General features: G+C 73.5%; 21 protein-coding genes and 1 pseudogene. 6 read left to right on the plus strand and 16 right to left on the minus strand.

The features are described 5' to 3' along the window. Positions 1 to 59: 59 nt before the first annotated feature. Positions 60 to 455: a VOC family protein gene (locus AB0K03_RS23445; RefSeq protein ID WP_364688185.1), complete on the plus strand. Its 396-nt coding sequence runs from the start codon at positions 60 to 62 to the stop codon at positions 453 to 455. Here the strand turns inward: AB0K03_RS23445 and AB0K03_RS23450 are convergent. The 4 genes from AB0K03_RS23450 to AB0K03_RS23465 all read right to left on the minus strand — a co-directional run bounded on the left by AB0K03_RS23450 (position 450) and on the right by AB0K03_RS23465 (position 5076). Beyond that, complete coding sequence (locus AB0K03_RS23450; protein ID WP_364688187.1) at positions 450 to 1871, minus strand: amino acid permease; 1422 nt, start codon at positions 1869 to 1871, stop codon at positions 450 to 452. The two genes, AB0K03_RS23445 and AB0K03_RS23450, sit on opposite strands and share 6 nt — an antisense overlap. A gap of 99 nt (positions 1872 to 1970) precedes the next feature. Continuing rightward, positions 1971 to 2774 (minus strand): sugar phosphate isomerase/epimerase family protein, encoded by an 804-nt coding sequence (locus AB0K03_RS23455; RefSeq protein ID WP_364688189.1) that lies wholly within the window; start codon positions 2772 to 2774, stop codon positions 1971 to 1973. Then, a complete protein-coding gene (locus AB0K03_RS23460) occupies positions 2771 to 3892 on the minus strand; it encodes a dihydrodipicolinate synthase family protein (protein WP_364688429.1) in 1122 nt (373 codons plus the stop codon). The genes AB0K03_RS23455 and AB0K03_RS23460 overlap by 4 nt, the downstream gene beginning before the upstream one ends. A 29-nt stretch (positions 3893 to 3921) precedes the next feature. Next, a complete protein-coding gene (locus AB0K03_RS23465; RefSeq protein WP_364688191.1) occupies positions 3922 to 5076 on the minus strand; it encodes a Gfo/Idh/MocA family oxidoreductase in 1155 nt (384 codons plus the stop codon). A 110-nt stretch (positions 5077 to 5186) separates the two neighbouring features. Between AB0K03_RS23465 and AB0K03_RS23470 the strand changes: the two genes are divergently transcribed. Both AB0K03_RS23470 and AB0K03_RS23475 read left to right on the plus strand, forming a co-directional pair. Further along, a complete protein-coding gene (locus AB0K03_RS23470) occupies positions 5187 to 6248 on the plus strand; it encodes a LacI family DNA-binding transcriptional regulator (RefSeq protein ID WP_364688193.1) in 1062 nt (353 codons plus the stop codon). 29 nt (positions 6249 to 6277) lie between these two features. After that, positions 6278 to 7156, plus strand: a complete 879-nt coding sequence (locus AB0K03_RS23475) for an SMP-30/gluconolactonase/LRE family protein (RefSeq protein WP_364688194.1) — start codon at positions 6278 to 6280, stop codon at positions 7154 to 7156. 57 nt (positions 7157 to 7213) lie between these two features. Here the strand turns inward: AB0K03_RS23475 and AB0K03_RS23480 are convergent, their stop codons facing one another. From AB0K03_RS23480 to AB0K03_RS23490, 3 genes are all read right to left on the minus strand, one after another. Beyond that, on the minus strand, positions 7214 to 7573 hold the full coding sequence (locus AB0K03_RS23480; RefSeq protein ID WP_364688196.1) for a hypothetical protein: 360 nt from the start codon (positions 7571 to 7573) through the stop codon (positions 7214 to 7216). Positions 7574 to 7650: 77 nt separating this feature from the next. Further along, the gene (locus tag AB0K03_RS23485) at positions 7651 to 8031 is read right to left on the minus strand and encodes a YccF domain-containing protein (RefSeq protein WP_364688198.1); all 381 of its coding nucleotides are present in this window, start codon (positions 8029 to 8031) and stop codon (positions 7651 to 7653) included. 48 nt (positions 8032 to 8079) lie between these two features. Then, the gene (locus AB0K03_RS23490; RefSeq protein ID WP_364688200.1) at positions 8080 to 8565 is read right to left on the minus strand and encodes a hypothetical protein; all 486 of its coding nucleotides are present in this window, start codon (positions 8563 to 8565) and stop codon (positions 8080 to 8082) included. A 224-nt stretch (positions 8566 to 8789) separates the two neighbouring features. Here AB0K03_RS23490 and AB0K03_RS23495 point away from each other — a divergent pair, with 224 nt between their 5' ends. Beyond that, positions 8790 to 11447 carry a tetratricopeptide repeat protein gene (locus AB0K03_RS23495; RefSeq protein ID WP_364688202.1) on the plus strand — a complete coding sequence of 886 codons (2658 nt, stop codon included), beginning with the start codon at positions 8790 to 8792 and terminating at the stop codon, positions 11445 to 11447. A gap of 56 nt (positions 11448 to 11503) precedes the next feature. On the opposite strand, the gene AB0K03_RS23500 is transcribed toward AB0K03_RS23495, so the two are convergent. The 6 genes from AB0K03_RS23500 to AB0K03_RS23525 form a co-directional block, all read right to left on the minus strand. Continuing rightward, the gene (locus AB0K03_RS23500; RefSeq protein ID WP_364688204.1) at positions 11504 to 11770 is read right to left on the minus strand and encodes a GlsB/YeaQ/YmgE family stress response membrane protein; all 267 of its coding nucleotides are present in this window, start codon (positions 11768 to 11770) and stop codon (positions 11504 to 11506) included. A 264-nt stretch (positions 11771 to 12034) separates the two neighbouring features. Then, positions 12035 to 12637, minus strand: coding sequence for a hypothetical protein (locus AB0K03_RS23505; RefSeq protein ID WP_364688206.1), 603 nt, complete (start codon positions 12635 to 12637; stop codon positions 12035 to 12037). Next, positions 12634 to 13962, minus strand: a complete 1329-nt coding sequence (locus AB0K03_RS23510; RefSeq protein ID WP_364688208.1) for a hypothetical protein — start codon at positions 13960 to 13962, stop codon at positions 12634 to 12636. Before AB0K03_RS23510 ends, AB0K03_RS23505 begins: the two co-directional genes overlap by 4 nt. Next, positions 13959 to 14765 carry an ABC transporter ATP-binding protein gene (locus tag AB0K03_RS23515; RefSeq protein WP_364688210.1) on the minus strand — a complete coding sequence of 269 codons (807 nt, stop codon included), beginning with the start codon at positions 14763 to 14765 and terminating at the stop codon, positions 13959 to 13961. Before AB0K03_RS23515 ends, AB0K03_RS23510 begins: the two co-directional genes overlap by 4 nt. A gap of 28 nt (positions 14766 to 14793) precedes the next feature. Beyond that, positions 14794 to 15597, minus strand: coding sequence for a hypothetical protein (locus AB0K03_RS23520; RefSeq protein WP_364688212.1), 804 nt, complete (start codon positions 15595 to 15597; stop codon positions 14794 to 14796). Next, entirely contained in the window at positions 15594 to 16145 is a 552-nt protein-coding gene (locus tag AB0K03_RS23525; RefSeq protein WP_364688214.1) for a sigma-70 family RNA polymerase sigma factor, read from the minus strand. The genes AB0K03_RS23520 and AB0K03_RS23525 overlap by 4 nt, the downstream gene beginning before the upstream one ends. A 122-nt stretch (positions 16146 to 16267) precedes the next feature. Here AB0K03_RS23525 and AB0K03_RS23530 point away from each other — a divergent pair, with 122 nt between their 5' ends. Beyond that, on the plus strand, positions 16268 to 16693 hold the full coding sequence (locus tag AB0K03_RS23530) for a phage holin family protein (protein ID WP_364688216.1): 426 nt from the start codon (positions 16268 to 16270) through the stop codon (positions 16691 to 16693). 35 nt (positions 16694 to 16728) lie between these two features. After that, a pseudogene (mgrA, locus tag AB0K03_RS23535) lies at positions 16729 to 17735 on the plus strand (L-glyceraldehyde 3-phosphate reductase). A gap of 21 nt (positions 17736 to 17756) precedes the next feature. Here mgrA and AB0K03_RS23540 read toward each other — a convergent pair. From AB0K03_RS23540 to AB0K03_RS23550, 3 genes are all read right to left on the minus strand, one after another. Further along, positions 17757 to 18344 carry a hypothetical protein gene (locus AB0K03_RS23540; RefSeq protein WP_364688218.1) on the minus strand — a complete coding sequence of 196 codons (588 nt, stop codon included), beginning with the start codon at positions 18342 to 18344 and terminating at the stop codon, positions 17757 to 17759. Position 18345: 1 nt separating this feature from the next. Continuing rightward, positions 18346 to 18849, minus strand: a complete 504-nt coding sequence (locus AB0K03_RS23545; protein WP_364688220.1) for a hypothetical protein — start codon at positions 18847 to 18849, stop codon at positions 18346 to 18348. 117 nt (positions 18850 to 18966) lie between these two features. Further along, positions 18967 to 19836, minus strand: coding sequence for an SCO6745 family protein (locus AB0K03_RS23550; RefSeq protein WP_364688222.1), 870 nt, complete (start codon positions 19834 to 19836; stop codon positions 18967 to 18969). Positions 19837 to 19847 lie beyond the last annotated feature (11 nt).

Here is a 19847-nt window from a genome sequence, read left to right on the forward strand (position 1 = left end):
CTTCATACGCTTTCCGGCGCGGGGCCACCCCGGACGGTCCCCGGTGATAAACCCGAAGCATGACCAGCCGGATAGCCACGATCGCCATAGATGCCCTGGACCCACGCCGGATCGCCGACTTCTGGATCGCCGTCCTGGGCTGGACGGTCCTCGAGGAGAGCGACGGCATCGTGACGATCGGCCCCGCCGACGCGGCGTGGCCGGCCATCGACGTCGTCCCCGTCCCGGAGCGCAAGTCGGTCAAGAACCGCCTGCACCTGGATCTGCGAGCGGACGGCAGCACCGCCGCCGAGGAGGTCGACCGCCTGATCGGCCTGGGGGCACGCCGGGCCGACGTGGGTCAGGCCCCTGACTCGACGTGGGTCGTGCTGGCCGATCCCGAGGGCAACGAGTTCTGCATCCTCTCCCGCACGGTCCAGGAGGTCATGAAGACCGAAAAACCCAGGACGTCATGAAGACGATCGGTTGAGCAGCGAATGCCGCCGCCCGTAGGTCCAGTACACCACCGCCCCCAGCAGGAACCACACCACGAACCGCACCCATGTCACCGGCGACAGGAAGGTGATCAGCCAGATGGAGAAGATGACGCCCAGCGCCGGGACCACGGGCATCCCGGGGAGCCGGAAGGTCCGGGGAAGGTCCGGCCGCCGGTAGCGCAGCACGATCACCGCCACGCAGACCACGATGAACGCGAGCAGGATGCCGATGTTCGTCAGCTCCGCCGCCTCCCGGATGGGCAGGAAGCCCGCGATGATCGCGGACGCCACGCCGACGATCCAGGTGACCCGGGTCGGGACGCGGCGCACCGGGTGGAGGCGGGCGAACCAGGGCGGGAGGAGGCCGTCGCGGCTCATGGCGTACCAGACGCGGGTGACGCCGAGCATGAACGTGAACATCACGGTGAGGATGCCGATGATGGCGCCGACCGCGATGACGTCGGCGAGGCCGGAGAGGCCGACCGAGGCGAAGGCCGAGGAGAAGCCGCTGGTGGGGTTGATGTCGCGGTAGTTCTGCATGCCGGTGAGGACGAGGGTGGCCAGGACGTACAGGACCATGGAGACGGCCAGCGAGTAGACGATGGCCTTGGGGAGGTGGCGGCGGGCGTCGCGGGATTCCTCGGCGGCGGTGCTCATGGCGTCGTAGCCGAAGACCGCGAAGAACACGGTGGCCGCGCCGGTGATGGCGCCGCCGACGCCGAAGGGGAAGAAGGGCTGGTAGTTGGCCGTCTTGATGTGGAAGAAGCCGACCACGACGACGAGCAGGACCACCGCGATCTTGATGCCGACCACGGCCGTCTCGGCGCGTGCGGCCTCGCGGATCCCCCGGTTCAACAGGTACGCGATGAGCAGGCACAGCAGCACGGCGAACAGGTCGACCACGTGGCCGTCACCGGTCCCGGGCGCGCCGAGCATCCAGTTCGGCAGGTCGATGCCGATCTCGGAGACGAGGAACGAGAAGTAGCCGGAGATCCCGATGGCGACGACCGACACGATGGCCGTGTACTCGAGGAGCAGGTCCCAGCCGATGAACCACCCGACGACCTCGCCCAGCACGACGTAGCCGTACGTGTAGGCGGATCCGGCCCGCGGGATGAGGCCGGCGAACTCGGCGTAGGACAGCGCCGCGGCGGCGCTGGCGACGCCGGCGATGAGGAAGGAGATGAGGACGGCCGGGCCGGCCGTCTCGTGGGCGACCGCGCCGGCGAGGGCGAAGATACCGGCGCCGATGATGCCGCCGATGCCGATGGCGGTGAGCTGCCACAGGCCCAGCGAGCGCTGGAGACCGCTCGTGGACTCCTCGTCGAGGTCCTCGACGGGCTTGCGGCGGAACAGACCCGATCCGCGGCCGAACCGTTCCGGTGTCTCTGTCATTCGGTCTCCCCCCACGGTGGCCCCGGCGGCCCGCGAGGGGGCGCCTCCTGTGAACGGCCTACCATGCCGGCGACCCGAGCGCATCCACAGACATGGATGTCAGGCGACGTGTGCGCGGTACCGGGCGATCGTCTCGGCGAGGATGTCACGTCCGGGACGGGCCCACAGCTCCTCGTTGAACACCTCGACCTCGACCGGCCCGGTGTACCCGGCCGCGTCCACGGCCTCGCGGAAGCGGCGCAGCTCGATGCAGCCCGTCCCGGGCAGGCCGCGGCCGAGCAGCACCCCGGCCGGGAGCGGGGTCAGCCAGTCGGCGGCCTGGAAGCAGGCGATCCGGCGGTCGCGGCCGGCGCGCTCGATCTGCGCCCAGACGTCGTCGTCCCACCACAGGTGGTACGTGTCCACGACGACGCCGACGGCTTGCGGCGGGTACGGCGCGGCGAGGTCGAGCGCCTGCCCGAGGGTCGACACCACGCACCGGTCGGAGCAGAACATCGGGTGCAGCGGTTCGAGGGCGAGCTGGATCCCGTTGGCGAGGGCGTGCGGCACGAGTTCTTCGAGGGCCGCGCCGACGTGGGCGCGGGCGGCGTCGATGTCGCGGCTGTCCGCGGGCAGGCCACCGGAGACGAGGACGAGCACGGGGGCGTCGAGGGCCGCCGCCTCGTCGATGGCACGCTTGTTGTCGTCGAGCCAGCCCGGGTGCTGGAAGAAGCCGCCGCGGCACAACGAGGTGACGGCGAGGCCCGAGTCGCGCATGAGGCCGGCCGCGCGCTGCACCCCGTACGCCTGGACGTCTTCGCGCCAGAGCCCGACGGCGGTGACGCCTTCCTCGGTGCAGCCGGCCGCGAGGTCCGGCAGCGGCCAGCCTTTGGCCGTCGCCTGGTTGAACGAGAAGCGTTTCACCGCTGCGCCACCCCCGCGGTGACCGCCCATGCGCGGGCGCGGTGGGCGGCGAGCTCGGCGTCGGGCAGCACGCCGGCCGCGTCCGCGAGCCGCAGGAGCCGGGCGAGATGACGCGGCGACCGTCCGCTCTGGACTCCCCCGGCCATGAGGAAGTGGTCCTGGTGGCCGGCCAGCCAGGCGAGGAACACGATGCCGGTCTTGTAGAACCAGGTGGGCGCCGCGAAGAGGTGCCGCGCGAGGGTCACGGTCGGTTCCAGGATCTTCTCGTACGCGGTGACGTCGCCGGTGTCCAGGGCCCGGAGCGCCGCGGCGGCGGGTGGGGCGATGGCGGCCAGCACGCCGAGCAGCGCCTCCGAATGGCCGTGATCATCGCCGCGGATCAGCGCCGGGTAGTTGAAGTCGTCGCCGGTGTAGAGGCGTACGCCCGCGGGAAGGCGCCGGCGCAGCGCGACCTCGAACGCCTCGTCGAGCAGCGAGAGCTTGATGCCGTCGACCTTGGCGGGGTGGGCGGCGACGAGCTCGACCACCGTGTCCGCGGCGCGGGCCGGGTCGTCCGCACCCCAGTAGCCGCCGAGCAGCGGGTCGAAGGCCGGGCCCAGCCAGTGCAGGATCACCGGGCGGCCGGCGTCGGCGATGAGGCGGCCGTAGATGTCGAGGTAGTCCTCGGCGCTCGTGGCGGCGGCGGCCAGGTGCCGGCTGCACATGAGGACGGGGCCCGCGCCGGCCTCCTGGACGTCGGCGAGCTGTTCGGCGTACGCCTTGTGGATGTCGTCGAGCGTGGCCGGGCCGGGACCGAGCTGGTCGGTCGCCACGCCGGCGACGATGCTGCCGCCCACGGCCGCCGCCTCCCGCGCGGAACGGCGGATCAGGTCGCGGGCCGCCGGGTAGTCGAGGCCCATGCCGCGCTGCGCGGTGTCCATCGCCTCGGCCACGCCGAAGCCGTACGACCACAGGTGCCGCCGGAACGCCAGTGTCGCCTCCCAGTCGAGGACGGGCGGTGCGCCGGGCACGTTCTCGGCGTCCGGGTCGGCGACCACGTGCGCCGCGGCGTACGCGATCCGGCTCGTGAACCGCGTTCCCGGGGTCGCGTATCCGGAGCCCGAGCCCGACAGTGTCAGCGGTCCGCCGGGCAGCAGCACGGTCGCGGTCACCGTTCCAGCTCCGGGATCTCCACGCGGCGGCCCTCGCGGGCGGATTGCAGTCCCAGCTCGGCCAGTTGCACGCCGCGCGCCCCGGCCCACAGGTCCCACGTGTACGGGGCGTCCTCGGCGACGTGGCGCAGGAACATCTCCCACTGCGCCTTGAAGCCGTTGTCGAACTCCTCGTTGTCCGGCACCTCCTGCCACTGCGCGCGAAACGCGTGGGTGACCGGCAGGTCGGGGTTCCACACCGGCTTGGGTGTGGCGGCCCGGTGCTGGACCTTGCAGCCGCGCAGCCCGGCCACGGCGCTGCCCTCGGTGCCGTCGACCTGGAACTCGACCAGCTCGTCGCGGTTGACCCGGACGGCCCAGGACGAGTTGATCTGCGCGACGACACCGCCGTCGAGTTCGAAGATCCCGTACGCGGCGTCGTCGGCGGTGGCCTCGTACGCGTCCCCGTTCTCGTCCCAGCGGCGTGGGATGTGGGTGGCCACGTGGGCCGTGACGGCGCGGACGGGGGCGAAGAGTTGCTCCAGCACGTAGTGCCAGTGCGGGAACATGTCGACGACGATGCCGCCGCCGTCGGCCGCCCGGTAGTTCCAGCTGGGGCGCTGGGCCGCCTGCCAGTCGCCCTCGAAGACCCAGTAGCCGAACTCACCGCGTACGGAAAGGATGCGGCCGAAGAGACCGCCGTCGACGAGCCGCCGCAGCTTGCGCAACCCCGGCAGGAACAGCTTGTCCTGCACGACGCCGTGGCGCACGCCGGCGGCGTCGGCGGCGCGGGCGAGGTCGACCGCACCCTGCAGCGTCGTCGCGAGCGGCTTCTCGGTGTAGATGTGCTTGCCCGCGTCGATGGCCAGGTGGATCGCTTTCTCCCGCTCGCTGGTGACCTGCGCGTCGAAGTAGATCCGCACGTCGGGCCGGGCCAGGGCGGCCTCGAGATCGGTGGTCCAGTCGGTGAGCCCGTGGCGGTCGGCGACGTCGCGCAGCTTGGCCTCGCTGCGCCCGACGAGGACGGGCTCGGGCCAGAGCACCGAACCGTCGCCCAGCGGCACGCCCCCGTTGTCGCGGATCGCCAGCAGGGACCGGACGAGATGCTGCCGGTAGCCCATTCTGCCGGTGACGCCGTTCATGACTATGCCGATGGGAACGCGAGCGGTCATGGCCGTACCTTCCCGGAACCTCGTCAGGTAAGCGCTTTCCTCGGAGGCTACCGGCGCGCGGAGCGCTCAGGCAAGCGCTTGCCCGGCTCCGGTCGGCTAGGGTGATCGGCGTGGCGACCCTGGCGGATGTCGCGCGGCGGGCGGGGGTGTCCACCGCCACCGCGTCACGCATCATCAACAACAGCCCGAAGCCGGTCGGCGAGGCGCTGCGCGAACGCGTGCTCGCGGCCGTGGCCGAGCTCGAGTTCGTGCCCAACGCCAACGCGCAGCAGCTCGCCCGCGCGCACCGCAGCGCCGTCGGGGTGATCGTGCACGACGTCTCCGACCCGTACTTCGCCGAGATCACGCGGGGTCTGCAACGCGTCGCCACCGACCACGGCCGGCTCGTCATCATCTGCAACAGCTACCGCGATCCCGAGCGCGAGCTCGCGTACGTGGACCTGCTGCACGCTCATCAGACCGCGGCCATCGTGCTCGCCGGCTCGGGCTACCACGACGCACCCGTCACCGCGCGCCTCGACCGCAAGCTGCGCCTCTACGAGAGCACCGGCGGGCGCGTCGCGGTGATCGGCCGGCACGAACACGCCGGCGACGCGATCGTCCCGGAGAACGAGCACGGCGGCTACCTCGCCGCCGACGCCCTCTACCGCCTCGGGCACACCACGATCGGCGTGATCGCCGGGCCGAAGCACCTCACCACGACCACCGACCGGCTCGCCGGCCTGCGCCGCGCGGCCCGCGAGCACGGCCACCGCCTCACAACCCGGCACATCGAGTACGCCGGCTTCGACCGCAACGGCGGCATGGCGGCCGCGGCCCGGCTGCTCGACCGCAACCCGTCGCTGACGGCGATCGCCGCGCTCAACGACTCGATGGCCATCGGCGCACTCGCCTGCCTGCGTGAACGCGGCATCGACGTACCCGGGCGGGTCAGCCTGATCGGCTTCGACGACATGCCGATCTCGGTGGATGTGACGCCGCCGCTGAGCACCGTACGCCTGCCTCTGGAGGAGATCGGCGTGCGCGCGATGTCGCTCGCGTTGCGCGAGCCGCAAGCCGGACCGACGGTGGAGCACGCGGCCGCGGAACTGGTCTTGCGGGGCAGCACGGCCCCGCCGCCGCCCGCCGGCAGGACCCGCCGGCCGGCGCGAACCCGCCCCCCAGGGGATTAGGACCGCGTGCGCAGGGGGATCACCCTGCCATGACCGATGTCACCGCGCTGACCCCCGACCGGCTCGAGCTCGGCGAAGGCTCCCGCTGGGTGGGTGACCGGCTCATCCTGGTCGACATCCCGGCGGGCCGCCTGTTCTCGGCCCCGGCCCCCACGGGTACGCCGGGGAGCACCGCGAAGCCCCTCGACCAGCTGGCTCACGTCCCCGCGCCGCTCGCGGCAGTCGCCGAGGTGGCCGGGCACCCGGGCACCTGGCTGGCGGCCACCGGCACCGGCTTCGCGCTGATCGGCGCGGACGGCGTACACCCGCTGGCCGCGCCGGAGCCGGTGACGGACCGCCCGTGGCGGATGAACGACGGCGTCGCCGACCCCGCGGGCCGCTTCTGGGCCGGCAGCATGGCCTGCGACCAGAGCCCCCGCGCGGGCGCCCTCTACCGCCTCGACCCCGACGGCTCGGTACGCACCGTGCTGCGCGACCTGACCATCGCGAACGGACCCGCGTTCAGCCCCGACGGCCGCACGATGTACCTGTCGGACACCCCGCTCGGCCACATCGACCGCTTCGACGTGGACCCGGCGACCGGCGAGCTGAGCGGCCGCCGGCCCTTCGCCCGCCTGGACCCGGACGAGGGAGCCCCCGACGGCCTCACCGTGGACGCCGACGGCCACGTCTGGGCCGCCCTCTTCGGCGGGTCCGCCGTGCAGCGTTTCCGGCCGGACGGCACCCCAGACCGCCGCGTCCGGCTTCCGGCCCGCCAGCCGACCAGCGTCTGCCTGGTGGGCACCACGCTCGTGGTCACCAGCGGGCGCGGCGGCCTCACCGACCCGGGCCCGGACGACGGCGCGGTGCTGGTCACGGACGCCGGCGCCCGGGGACGCCCCGCGCTGCCCGCCCGGCTCGACCATTGACCGGCGGCGCCTCGGCCGGCGACCGGCGGCGCCCTCACCCCGGTGACCGGCGGCGCCTCAGCCGGCGCTCCAGCCGGCGGCGCGGCAGGCCTCCTCGAAGGCGTCCCCGTCCCGCTCCCACTCGCGGCCTCCGTCGCCGGCGCTGCGCCCGAGCGTCATCGCCTGGTCCCGGACGGCATCGTTGTCGCTGTTGCGCGACGACTGGCTCACCTTGTCCGCCAGCGCGAGCCGCGCCGTCTTCGTCCGGGCCTGCCCGTACCCGCCGGCGAAGTCTGAGCACGCCCGGCCGGCCGCGTCGTCGAGCCGCCCCGGCCCCTGCGCCGTGGCCGACGACCGGGTGGCCGACCAGGCGATGAGCAGGGCCACGCAGACCACGCCGGCGATGAGCAGAGTCTGCTTGCTGAGCTTCACCTTCATGTCGAAATTGGACCACGAGCCGCGGGCCGCCGCGCCCCCGCGCACCCGATCTGAAGAACGCGCCCGGGTGATGCCGGTCAGTCGCCGAGGTCGACGATCTCGCGTCCGAGCGGCCAGAACGCGACGGGCACGAGCTTGAAGTTCGCGATGCCGAACGGGATGCCGATGATCGTCACGCACTGGGCGATCCCGGCGACGATGTGCGTCAGCGCGAGCCACCACCCCGCCACGACCACCCAGACGATGTTCGCGATGCCGGACGCCGCGCCCGCCCCGGGCCGGCTGACGACCGTACGGCCGAACGGCCACAGCGAATACGCGGCCAGCCGCAGTGACGCGACGCCGAACGGGATCGTGACGATCAGCGCGAAGCAGATCAGCGCGGCCAGGCCGTAGCCGAGGGCCAGCACGAACCCGCTGCCGAAGACGAACCACAGAACGTTGAGGATCAGACGCACCCGTTCAGCATGACGCCCGTACGCCAGTCCCGCTCCCGTCGCGGCCCGTCAGTCCTGCATCCGTGCGGCCACCAGCTTCGCCAGCTTCACGCAGCCGTCGTCCGCCCAGTCGGTCCCCTCCAGCCTGCACTGCAGGCTCAGGCTCTGGCCGTGGCGGACGGCCTCGACGGTCCGGATGGCGCCGTCCATGCTCAGGGCCTGACTCCCGCCCTCACCGAGCGACGGGAGCTCGCTGTGGCCGTACAGCGTGGCATCGAGGGTGACCATCGCGGTCGAGTTCTGGGTACGCAGGCGCACGAGGTAGTCGGAGCCACCCGCCGCGGTCCATTCACAGACGTAGACCGTCGGATCGATCACCCTGCTGCTGCGGCCGGTGACCGCCACGCCCGTCTGCTCCCCGACCTCCTTCTCGCTGAGCGCCTGGCACGGAAGGTTGAGGGGGAACGGCTCGTCGCCCCCGCCGCACCCGCCACTCAACGGGACCACGAGCAGGATGAGACCGACCGCGGCGCCGGCGGACCGTGTCCTTCGCATGGTGTTCCTCGCATTCGGTGTCGGACGCCGGATTGCTCCGGCCACAGGTGGGCCGACCGTAGCGAGACGTCGACCCCCCGGGTCCGCCCCGAAGCCGGCTGGACGGGAGTCGCCACAGCTCACGGGCCCGCGGCCGACCTCACCGGTGCGGCCCGGTCCGGGGACGCGCCGGGGGTGTGCGGCCCCCTAGAATCGGCGCGGAGCCCCGTCACGAGGAGTCGCCGGTGTCGCCTGGGACGCAGCAACCCGCCGATCCTCGGGCCGCTCTCACCGCCGCGCTGCGGCGGCTGCGCCACCGCCTGCCCGACCTCTCCGACGAGACGCTGGCCCGTCGCGCCGGTGCGGCGCCGCTGCCGTCCGGGCGCCGCGTCGCGGTGAACCCACGCCGGCTCGGCGAGTGGCTGCGCGGCAGTGCAGTGCCTCGCGACTTCGACCAGCTCCTGGCTGTCGTCCGGGCGATGGAGGCGGCGACCGGTGGCAGTGCCGCGGGCGGTGAACCGGCCAGTCCGGCCGAGGCCTGGCGCCGGCTGTGGCGAGCCGCCCGGGAGCATCGCGCGCCCGTGCAGGACGCTTCCGGCCCCGCTGCCTCCGCGACCCCCGTCCCGGCGACGGGATGCCTGGTGGTGGGCCGCCCACCGAGCGACGCCACGGCGCTGTGTGAACGGCCCGAGCTGCGTGCCGCAGTGGACGACGCGTTGCGGGACGACACGGTGCATCAGGTTCTGCTCACCGGCCCGGGTGGAGTGGGAAAGACCCAGCTCGCGGCGGCCGCGTTCCACCGGGCACGGGCCGGCGGCGGCCTCCTGGCCTGGGTGACGGCGACCACCCGGCAGTCCGTGCTGAGCACGTACGCCCGCATGTGGCGGGCTCTCGCCGCCGGGACTCCGGACGGGGGCACGCTCGGGCACGACGAGGAGACCCAGGCCGATCTGCTGCTGGCGTGGCTTCGCGCGCCGGACCGGCCCTGGCTCGTCGTGCTCGACGACGTCGACGATCCGGCCGAACTGGACAGCCTGTGGCCGGTGGCGGCGCACGGACGGGTCATCGTCACCACGCGCCGCCGCGACGCGCTGATGATGCGCCCGGCGGTCCGGGTCGTACCGGTCGGGATGTTCCATCCCGAGGAGTCCGTGGCGTATCTGCTGGGCCGGCTCTCGCTCGACCCGGCCGGCGGGCGGCCCGAGCCCGCCGACCTCGCCGGCCTGGCGAATTCCCTGGGGCACTTTCCGCTCGCGCTCTCGCAGGCTGCCGCGTTCCTCATCGACACCGGCGTGACCGTCGCGTCCTACCACCGGATGGTGGAGGATTCCGGGGAGCAGCTCGCCGACCTGTTCCCGCCCTCGTCGCCGGCCGACGGCCACGCCGGGACGGTCGCCACCACCTGGCGGCTCGCGGCGGACCGCGCCGCGCTGCTGGCACCGGCCGGCTCGGTCGCGCGGATGCTGGACCTCGTCTCGGTCCTCGCCCCGGCCGGCACCCCGGAGCAGGTTCTGCTGGGTCCGGCCGCCCGCGAGTGGGTGGGCGGCGGGGAGCGCTCCGCGCTACTCGCCCTGCGCGCCCTGCACCGGCTGAGCCTGGTCGACCATCATCGCGGCGTCGTCGTGATGCACGCGCTGGTGCAGCGTGCGGTCCGGGAGTCGGCGCCTCCCGAAGCCGGTGCGAGGCTCGCGCTCGCCGCCGCGAACGCACTCGAGGAGGCCTGGGCCGCGCACGGCGGCGAGAGTGGCTTCGACGCCGCCGCGTACGACGGGGTGTCGGCCCTGCGGCGGGTGGCAGGCGAGCACCTGTGGGCCGGCGGTATGCACCCTGTGCTGCGCCGCATCCCGGAGCACCTCGCCGCGGCCGGCCGTACGGCTGCGGCCCGCAGCGCCGCCGAGGAGCTGCTGCGGGAGGCGCGCACCCGGCACGGCGAGCGGCACCGCGACGTGGTGTTCCTGCAGACCCAGGTGGCCTGGGCCATCAGTGACCTCGGCGACCCCGCCGGGGCGCTGGAGATCCTGACGCCGCTGTGCCGCCGGGCCGAGGAGCTGCTCGGCGCGGACGACCCGGACACTCTGGCCGCGCGCCTGTACGAAGCGCGCCAGCTGTACGAGGTCGGTGCCGCCCAGGACGCCTTCCACCGCCTGCAGTCGCTCGCCGACGCCGCCGGGACGGCTCTCGGCCCTCGGCATCGCCTGAGCCTGCGGGTGCAGCGCTTCCTGGCCGTCTCCCGCGGGCTGTGCGGCGACCCTGCCGGTGCGTACGCCTCGCTCACCGAGCTGGCCGCGGAGCTGAGCGAGGAGCTCGGTCCCCGGCATCCGGAGACGCTCGAGGCACTGGCGGAATCCGGCCGCTGGACCGGTGAGGCCGGCGACACGCGGGGCGCTGTCGCGGCGTACGAGGCTGCCACCGAAGGGTTCGTCGCGACGCTGGGCCCGCTGCATCCCGAGACCCTCACGACGCGGCACAATCTGGCGTACTGGTGCGGACTGGCGGGCCGGCCCGACCGCGCCGTGAGGGACTTGTCCACAGTGGTCCACGACGCCGAGCACGCACTCGGCAGCCGTCATCCCACCACGATCACCTTCCGCGCCAACCTGGCGTACTGGCGTGGTTCGGCCGGCCAGGCCGACCAGGGCCGGGCGGAGCTGACGGCGCTGCTGCCGCTGGCCGAAGAGGTGTTCGGCCCGGCCCACCCGCGTGTCCTGCGCATCCGGCAGCACCGGGCGGAGCTTCGTCACCGCGCCGGGGAACACAGCGGGGCCGCCGCGGAACTCGACGCCGTCGTCGCCGCGATGCGGGAGATCCAGGGTGCGGACCATGTGCGCACGCGGGAGGCCGCCGGGCTGTTGGCCCGCTGGACCGCTGAGGAACCGCGATCCGGCGCGTCGGCGTCGGCGTGACGCTCCGGCGAGCCCGTTGCCGCGCGCGGCGGGCTCGCCGGAGCGTAGGGGCCGGGTCAGGGCCGGCGGCCCCGGATGCCCGCCACCAGGCTGACACCGATGGCCGCGAGGACGACCTGGATGAGCAGTTCGATCCAGTCGATGCCGCCGGTCTCCGCGACGCCGAGTCCCGCGGCGATGAGGGTGCCGATCAGCGCGGCGACGATGCCGATCACGATCGTGAGCCAGATCGGGATGTTCTGCTTGCCGGGTACGACCAGCCGCCCCAGCGCGCCGATGATCAGACCGATGATGATGGCGGTGATGATGCCGGAGATTTCCACGTCCCCTCCTTGGGTCGAGGTCCGGCTGAGGTGTGCCCCTCCATCGGCGTCCGTCAAACCTCGTACCGAACCGGGCCCTCGTCGGGCCGCCGGCGACCGGCCCCGCAGAGGCCGACCATCCGGCAGCCCGGCCCGCAGCCGCCCCAGGGGCGGACCGGCCACCCGGCGGCGGCCGGCCCGGGGCCACTCACCCGCCGGCGGCCCCGGCCCCGACCACTCAGGAAGGCCCGGACTCGCACTGCCGTCCGGGCGGCGACCCGGCTCCTAGAGGGCCGCCTCGGCCGGCGCCGGCCTTACCGGCCCGGACAGCGCGTAGACCATCAGCCCCGCCACCGCGAGGGTCCCCGCCGTCACCGCGGCCGGCCCGTTGCCGGGCACCTGGGTCTGCCAGGTCACGACCTCTCCGGCCGAACCCTCCACCGAGGGGAACACGATCGCGGCGAGGGTCCAGCCGAGCGGCGCGAACCAGGCGCGGGTCGCCCCGAGGGTGGCCGCGCCCAGGGCGGCCAGGCCGAGGAGGCCGGCCGCGTCGCGGACGACGAGCATGGCCGGGCCGAAGCGCGCGCCGGTCGCCAGGGTGACCAGGACCAGCACCACGACGGCAGCCAACGCGACGAGCACGTGTGCGGCCCGGCGGGGCCACCAGGGCAGGGCCGCGGTTCGTTCCAGGGCCTCGTCCGGGCCGGCGAGGGTGATGCCGGCGATCGCGACGAGGATGAGCACGGTCAGGATGACCATCGGCGCGCCCGCGTCCGGCGAGTTCGAGGAGATCGACCACAGCGACCACAGCAGGACCATGGCGCCTGCGCCCAGGGTCAGCGCCAGCGGTACGTGGCGCGACCGCAGGTACAGCCTCAGCCACCTCATCGGGTCCTCCCGGTGAGGGCGGCTCTGAGGTCCCCGCACTCGGCGGCGGCGCGGCGCAGCGCTGCCACGCGGGCCAGCGCCTCCTGCTCGGGCAGCTTGCGCAGAGCAGTCAGAAAGGTGCCCACGTCCGGGTCGGGCTCATCCGAGACGACGCCCCACTGGCCCCAGTCGCCCGCCGGTTCGACGCCGAGCACGTACGCGGCGGCCGCTCGGGAGGCCGAGTAGTCGGACCCGTCTTCGCAGAGGCGGCCCGGGGTCATCGCCGCGATCACCACATCGGGCACGACCCGGCTGGGCCAGGCCAGGTGGCCGTACTTGTCGACATGGACGTCGAGCAGGACGACGCCGGGCTGCGGGTCCGGCGACCACGCGGGGTAGTACGTGGTGGTGTCCTCGTGCACGGCGGTCGGCGGGTCCGGGAGCTTCGCGAGCGTCGTGAGGGCCTGCCGGGCCTGGGGGACGATCTCGGGCGTCAGGCCGGCGTGGATCCGGCTGATGCAGACCCTCGGGGTGCCGTCGGCGCAGACGAGTTCCTGGGCGACCTTGTCGGTCTGGTTGGCCACGAACCGGTCGCGAGGGATGACCGAGACGGCCAGCGCGACGCCGAGCACCACGGGCAGGAGCGTCGCCACGCGACTGCGCCAGCTGCCGGAGGCGAGCAGGACCACGCCGACGACCGCCAGCGCGACGAGCCAGATGACCTGCGCGAGGCTCGCCTTGACCCCGACCGTCTGATAGTCGGTGTACTGGCCCATGCCGTACATCGGTGAGAGTGCCATCGTGAGCCAGGGACGGTTCTTGGTCGCCACCGGCAGGAGCATCAGGAAGCCGAGGCCGGCGACCGCCAGGGCCGGCGCGGTCACCACCGACGGCAGCAGCCGGCCCACCGCGAGGCCCAGCCAGGCACCGCCGATCATCGCGAGCGCACCGACGGCCACCACGAGGAAGACCCGGGCCGGCAGGTAGTCGGCCGTGTCGACGATCCAGGGCAGGCCGATCGCGATCACCAGCAGGTAGGCCGTCACGGAGGCGATCGCCATCGCGCCGAGGACGGGGATCACCCGCTGGGCGCGGGGCCGGGCCGTGCTGGCGAACAGCTCGGCCACGTGGGTCCGGTGCTCCCGGCGGGCCTGGTACGCGCCGGCGGCCAGGGCCAGCGGCCACAACAGCACCAGGTATTCCCGCTGCACCATGGCCAGGGCCATCCAGCCGGCGGCCCATCGCTGCGGTGCGGCGTACAGGAGGATCGCACCGGCCACCAGCAGGACCAGCACGGTCCCGAGCGCGGCGGAGCGGCGTATCTCGATGCCGAGGATCCGGGTCACCGGGCCTTCACCCCCGCGCGGTGGCGGCGCAGCAGGGCGGAGTAGCCGCGCTCGGCGGGGCTGTCGCCCGGGTCGGCGTGCCCGCCCTGCTCGATCAGGCCCGCGGTGGTGCCCTGGTAGAGCAGCCGGCCCTCGTTGATCATGACCACGTCGGTGCAGGCGGCCACCACGTCCTCCACGAGGTGCGTCGAGACGAGGACGCAGCTGTCGGCGCCCAGCTCGCGCAGCAGCGTACGGAAATCGAGCCGTTGCTCGGGGTCGAGCCCGACCGTGGGCTCGTCGAGCAGCAGCACCTCGGGGTCGTTCACGATCGCCTGGGCGATGCCGGCGCGGCGCAGCATGCCGCCGGAGAGCGTCTTCATCCGCGCGTCGGCCTTGGCGGACAGCCCGACCCGGTCGACGGCCCGTTGCACCGCGCCGGGCACGGACGCCTTGGGCATCTCCTTGAGCCAGGCCATGTACTCGACGAACTCGCGCACCGTGAACCGCGGGTAGAACCCGAACTGCTGCGGGAGGTAGCCGAGGGCCCGCCGTACCCGTCGCAGGTCGGCGCGGCCGTCGACGGTCTCGCCGAGCAGCTCCAGCCGCCCGCCGGCGGGCTTGATCACCGTCGCCACCGCACGCATCAGGGTGGTCTTGCCGGCGCCGTTCGGCCCGAGCAGCCCGTGCACGCCGGTGCCGAGGGCGAGGTCGAGGCCGTCGACGGCGAGGTGCCGCCCGGCTCGCACCCGCAGGCCCTCGGCGTGGACCGCCCAGGCATAGGTGGTGGGGGCGGTCTCCGCCGCGCTCACCGTACGCGTCATCACTTCTCTCCCATGGTCGGTCGGGTGGTCAGTCACGGCTGGACAGCCAGCGGTAGTCGGTGGAACGGGTCGCCACGTACGCGGCCAGCGCCACGGTCGCCAGCGCCCAGACCGGGGTGCTGGCGGGACGCAGCACCACGGGGACGTCCGCGGTGACGATGGTGGGGAGCACGACGGCGGCGACCCAGATCCCGCCGACGGCGAGCGCGGCCCGCCGGACGCCGAAGCGGCCGCCCAGGCCGATCGTCGCCGCGGTGCAGGCCAGACAAGGCAGGAGCATCAGCGCGAAGGGCTGCCGCGCGCCGGCGCCGGTCAGGGCGAGCGCGGGCACGATCACGGCGAGCACCGTCGCGGTGCGCCGCAGCAGCATCATCAGGCCGGCGCCGGGCGCGCCGACGATCAGCTCCCAGGCCGGGTCGGCCCGGCGGCTCCAGGCGACCGCGACGCCGGGCAGCGGCGCCACCGGCGCGATCAGCAGCACCAGGGACGGCAGGCCGGGCCAGGCCATGGTCAACAGCAACGCACAGGCCAGCACGCTGAGGGTCATGCCGAGCCACGGCCCGAGCGCCCAGACGAGCCAGCGGCGGCGTCCGGTCGACCAGGGCCGGCGCACCGGCGCCGGCGGCGGCCCGGCGACGATCGCCTCGTCCATGGCGGCGGCGACGCGGTCGAGCAGCGCCCGGGTGTCCGGCGCCGTGCTGCCGGCCAGCCGGGCCCGGCAGTCGGCGCACCCCTCGAGGTGAACCTCCACCGACCACACGGTGGCGTCGTCGAGGTCCGCTCCTCCCTGGGCGTAGCGGGAGATCACGGCGAGATTCGGATGAGTGGTCATGAGAGCGCCTCCCGCAGAGCGATGCGAGCCCGCCGCGCGCGGGTCTTCACCGTGCCTTCCGGCACCCCGAGCAGCACTGACGTCTCCCGTACGGAGAGGCCGTCGAGCACCATGGCCCGCAGCACCTGCCGCACCTCCGTGGGCAGCAGCAGCAGGGCCTGCTCCAGGTCCTGGCCGACGCGGGCGGCCATGACCTCCTCCTCCGCGGCCGGCGCGGTGGTCTCCACCAGCGACACGGCCGGCACCTGCGCGTGCTTGGCCCGGCGGCGGAACGCGTCGACCAGCCGGTTGGCGGCGATGGTCCACAGCCAGCCGACCGCGCTGCCGGAGGTGGCCGACCCGGCGAAGCTGCCCGCGGCCCGCCAGACGGCGAGGTAGGTCTCCTGCAGCACGTCGGCGACCACGTCCTCGTCGGCGCAGCGGCGCCGCAGCCGCACGGCGAGCCACGGCGAGGTGCGCCGGTACAGCTCGTCGAACGCCCGCCGGTCCCCGCGGGCGGTGCGGCGCACGAGCTCGTCCTCGTCGGCCGCGTCCAGGTTTCGTCTCACACCAGGCAAGACGGTGATCACCTCCGCACGGTTCTCCATCATGAGTGACCCAGGTCACAAACTAGGGCGATCCCTCGGCCCCTCCCGGCATATCCGCCCTGACCGGGGGTAGCACAGGGGCCATGACCGATACCCGGATGCGGCTGAAAGGCCCGGCCGACGCGTCGGCCGGCGCGCTGGTCAGCCAGATGAGCGAGCAGGTCACCACGCTCGTACGGCAGGAGCTCGACCTGGCCCGCACGGAGATGGTGGAGAAGGGCAAGCGGGCCGGCACCGGCGCGGGCCTGCTCGGCGGCGCCGGCGTCCTCGCCCTGTACGGTGTCTCCACGCTCCTGCTGACCATCGGCGCCCTGCTCGCCCTTGCCCTGCCGGCCTGGCTCGCGGCGCTCATCGTGACGGCGCTCGTGCTGGCCGGCGCCGGCGTGGCCGCGCTGCTGGGCCGCAAGCAGGTGCAGCAGGCCACTCCGCCGGTGCCCGCCGAGGCGGTCCAGAGCACGAAGCGGGACGTCGACACCGTGAAGGCAGCCACCCGGGAGGGCCGCAAGTGACCTACGCCGCCGCATCCGACCGCTACACCAGCGGAATGCAGTACCGCCGCACCGGCCGCTCGGGCCTCGACCTGCCCGTGCTCTCGCTGGGCTTGTGGCACAACTTCGGCGACGACCGGCCGCTCGAGACGCAGCGGGCCATCGCCCGGCGCGCCTTCGACCTGGGGATCACGCACTTCGACCTGGCGAACAACTACGGGCCGCCGTACGGCTCCGCCGAGATCAACTTCGGGCGGCTGCTGCGGGAGGACTTCCGGCCGTACCGGGACGAGCTGGTGATCTCCACCAAGGCCGGGTGGGACATGTGGCCCGGCCCGTACGGCCAGGGCGGCGGCAGCCGCAAGTACGTGCTCGCCAGCCTGGACCAGTCACTGGGCCGGATGGGCCTGGACTACGTCGACGTCTTCTACTCGCACCGCTTCGACCCGACGACGCCGCTCGAGGAGACCGCGACCGCCCTCGACTCGGCGGTCCGCCAGGGCAAGGCGCTCTACGTCGGCATCTCCTCGTACGACGCCGAGCGCACCCGCACGATGGCCGGGCTGCTGCGCGAGCTCGGCACTCCCCTGCTGATCCACCAGCCGTCGTACTCGATGCTCAACCGCTGGATCGAGACCGAGGGCCTGCTGGACGCGGCCGAGGAGGCCGGCGCCGGGGTCATCGGCTTCACCGCGCTGGCCCAGGGCCTGCTCACGGGCAAGTACCTCAACGGCATCCGGAGGGCTCGCGCGCCGCCGCGGGCACCTCCCTCGATCCCGACTGGCTCGACGACGCCATGGTGTCGCGGCTCAACGCGCTCAACGACATGGCGCAGGACCGCGGGCAGAGCCTCGCGCAGATGGCGCTCGCGTGGGCGCTGCGCGATCCGCGGGTGACCTCGCTCGTGATCGGCGCCAGCCGGGTGGAGCAGCTGGAGCAGAACGTCGCGGCGCTGGACAACCTGTCCTTCACCGACGACGAGCTGGCCTCGATCGACAAGATCCTCGAGGCCGGCACGGCCTCGGTCGATCTGTGGAAGGACGCCCGCCAAGGCACCCTGTAGGACCCCGCCCGCGCGACGTCATCAGTTCACTGCGCCGACATCCTCCCGTGCCTGACGGAGGAGTGAGTTGACGGTGGTGTCGTCCTTCACCTCGGCCAGCGCCGCCCTCAGGTCATCGTCGGCGTGCGGGACGGGACCCACTTTCGCGATCACGGTCACCCGCACGAGCTGGTGATCCAGCATGAGCAGCGACGTCCGCAGCCTCCGGACGTCGCTTGTCACCGGGAGCGACCCCACTATCTCGACAGTGCTCAGATCCTGCTCGACCTGTAACCGAGCACCGTTGTACCTGGCGGCCAGGTCGCCGGATCCCGTGGCGTGCGAGTACAGGACGGCGGACACATAGTCGTCCGCTGCGGCTTGAAACCTCACGTAGTCGGTCAGCAGGGCGCTGTAGCTCTCCTGCCGCTGCAGGCGCAGATTCTCGCCCCTCGTCCCGGACACCTGCGTACGGGTCTGCGCCAGGCCGAAAATGCCCGCGATGACCGCCCCCAGCAACGTGCCGGCCAGGGCTCCGACGACACCCACCGCGGCGACACGATCTCCCCGCCGTTTGCCTGCACCCGGTTTCGGAGCCGCCTGACCGGTGGCGTCGGCCGGCCCGCTCACCTCAGCCACCCCCGTGTTCGACCGAGGTCCGCGAACTGCTCAAGCGCCCGACCACGGCGTCCGACACCAGAAGGGCGTCCGCGGGATCGACACCCGTTCGCCGGCAGACCTGGAAGGTGGCCTCGCGCACCCGGGCCAGAACCGCGGACGGCGAGGGTGAGATGTCACCGTTCCCGTCCAGCAGCCGGCGCAACCATGTGGCCGCGGCGACCTTGGCCTCGGCCCCCGGTGCGCTCGGGAAGGTGGCGGCCAGCAACCGGATCGCCGCCGTGGCAGCGACGACCACGTACGGGGTCAGCAGGCCGCTCGCCTCGACCCCGAACCCGAGTGGATCTTCTCGTCCGTGCCCCTCCCCGACGGCACCGCCGGTGAGGAATCCTGCCCGGTACGCGTCGAACGCCGCGATCTCCTCGGGCGCCGTGTCCGCGAGAACCTGCCGGGTGAGCCGGGTGACCAGCATCCGCTCGTCCTCGGCGTCGAGCACGGGACCGTCGCCGACCGCCATGTCCATCGCTCCTCGGTGAGGCGCTTGCCTCCTCACTGTCCTTCGCGCGTCAGGGCGGAAGACAGAGCCGATCGGCACAGGTGACCGGGACCAACCATCGGTTCGGCACGGCGCCGATCAGCCCCTGTCCTCCGTCACGATCGCGCCGTCGCCGGCCCGGGGTACGCCCACCGCGTTCGGGTACGGGATGACCGCTCCCGCCGCGTGGGCCAGCGGCGTCAGGATCTGCACCAGCCGGGCCCGGTCGCCGGTGTCCAGGACGGTCCACGGTTGCGTGGCCAGCGCGTCGGTACGGTCCTCGACTGCCCGGTGTGCCGCCTGCCCCGCAGCGGTGGGCCGCCCGTCGGCGTCGAGCAGGCCGAGCCCGGCCAGAACCCGGCCCGTGGCGTCCCATTCCGCGTCCGTCCAGCCTCGGGCGGGCTGCAGCTGGTCGCGGCCGCCGTGGAGCGCGTCGCGCAGGACCAGCGCCTGACAGCCGGTCAGCCCGGCGGCGACCAGGGCGGTGATGTGCCCGTCGCCCCGGTGTTCCCGCAGCACGGTGGCGGCTTGCCAGAGCCGGGCGAGATCGCCGGCAGGCCGGGGCAGGGCGGCGTTGGCGGCGCCGAGCGCGCGGCCGTCGGTCACGGTCGCCGCAGCCGCCGCCTCCAGCAGGTCGGCGGCCTCGGCGCACAGTGCGGGTTCGGCCGGCAGGATCGCTCGGAGCGCCTCGACGGCGCCGTCGAGGCGGGCGGCCAACGCCTGCTCCGGCGACGCCCGTTGCCACACGTCGGGCAGCGCGCGAGCGACCATGCCGGGCGTGAAGGTGAAGAACAGCGCGGTGACGGGTGCCGCCCGTACCGCGCCGAGCGGAGCGGCCCGCCCGGCGAAGTATCCGCGCCAGAAACCGCGCAGCCCGGCGCTCTCGAACGCCGCGCGGGCCTGCGGGGCGAAGTAGGTGACCGCGTGCAGCGGCTCGTACAGCTGCCAGATCCGGCGGGCGAAGGACATGATGGTGATCC

The sequence above is a fragment of the Actinoplanes sp. NPDC049316 genome (genome assembly GCF_040677315.1).
Taxonomy (GTDB): Bacteria; Actinomycetota; Actinomycetes; order Mycobacteriales; family Micromonosporaceae; genus Actinoplanes.

Excerpts from the sequence above, each read along its gene's own strand:
- AB0K03_RS23480 (WP_364688196.1), bottom strand. The coding sequence starts at position 7,573 with ATGAAGGTGAAGCTCAGCAAGCAGACTCTGCTCATCGCCGGCGTGGTC.
- AB0K03_RS23475 (WP_364688194.1), top strand. The coding sequence starts at position 6,278 with ATGACCGATGTCACCGCGCTGACCCCCGACCGGCTCGAGCTCGGCGAA.
- AB0K03_RS23515 (WP_364688210.1), bottom strand. The coding sequence starts at position 14,765 with ATGACGCGTACGGTGAGCGCGGCGGAGACCGCCCCCACCACCTATGCC.
- AB0K03_RS23545 (WP_364688220.1), bottom strand. The coding sequence starts at position 18,849 with ATGGCGGTCGGCGACGGTCCCGTGCTCGACGCCGAGGACGAGCGGATG.
- AB0K03_RS23445 (WP_364688185.1), top strand. The coding sequence starts at position 60 with ATGACCAGCCGGATAGCCACGATCGCCATAGATGCCCTGGACCCACGC.
- AB0K03_RS23550 (WP_364688222.1), bottom strand. The coding sequence starts at position 19,836 with ATGTCCTTCGCCCGCCGGATCTGGCAGCTGTACGAGCCGCTGCACGCG.
- AB0K03_RS23520 (WP_364688212.1), bottom strand. The coding sequence starts at position 15,597 with ATGACCACTCATCCGAATCTCGCCGTGATCTCCCGCTACGCCCAGGGA.
- AB0K03_RS23505 (WP_364688206.1), bottom strand. The coding sequence starts at position 12,637 with ATGAGGTGGCTGAGGCTGTACCTGCGGTCGCGCCACGTACCGCTGGCG.
- AB0K03_RS23490 (WP_364688200.1), bottom strand. The coding sequence starts at position 8,565 with ATGCGAAGGACACGGTCCGCCGGCGCCGCGGTCGGTCTCATCCTGCTC.
- AB0K03_RS23530 (WP_364688216.1), top strand. The coding sequence starts at position 16,268 with ATGACCGATACCCGGATGCGGCTGAAAGGCCCGGCCGACGCGTCGGCC.
- AB0K03_RS23450 (WP_364688187.1), bottom strand. The coding sequence starts at position 1,871 with ATGACAGAGACACCGGAACGGTTCGGCCGCGGATCGGGTCTGTTCCGC.
- AB0K03_RS23465 (WP_364688191.1), bottom strand. The coding sequence starts at position 5,076 with ATGACCGCTCGCGTTCCCATCGGCATAGTCATGAACGGCGTCACCGGC.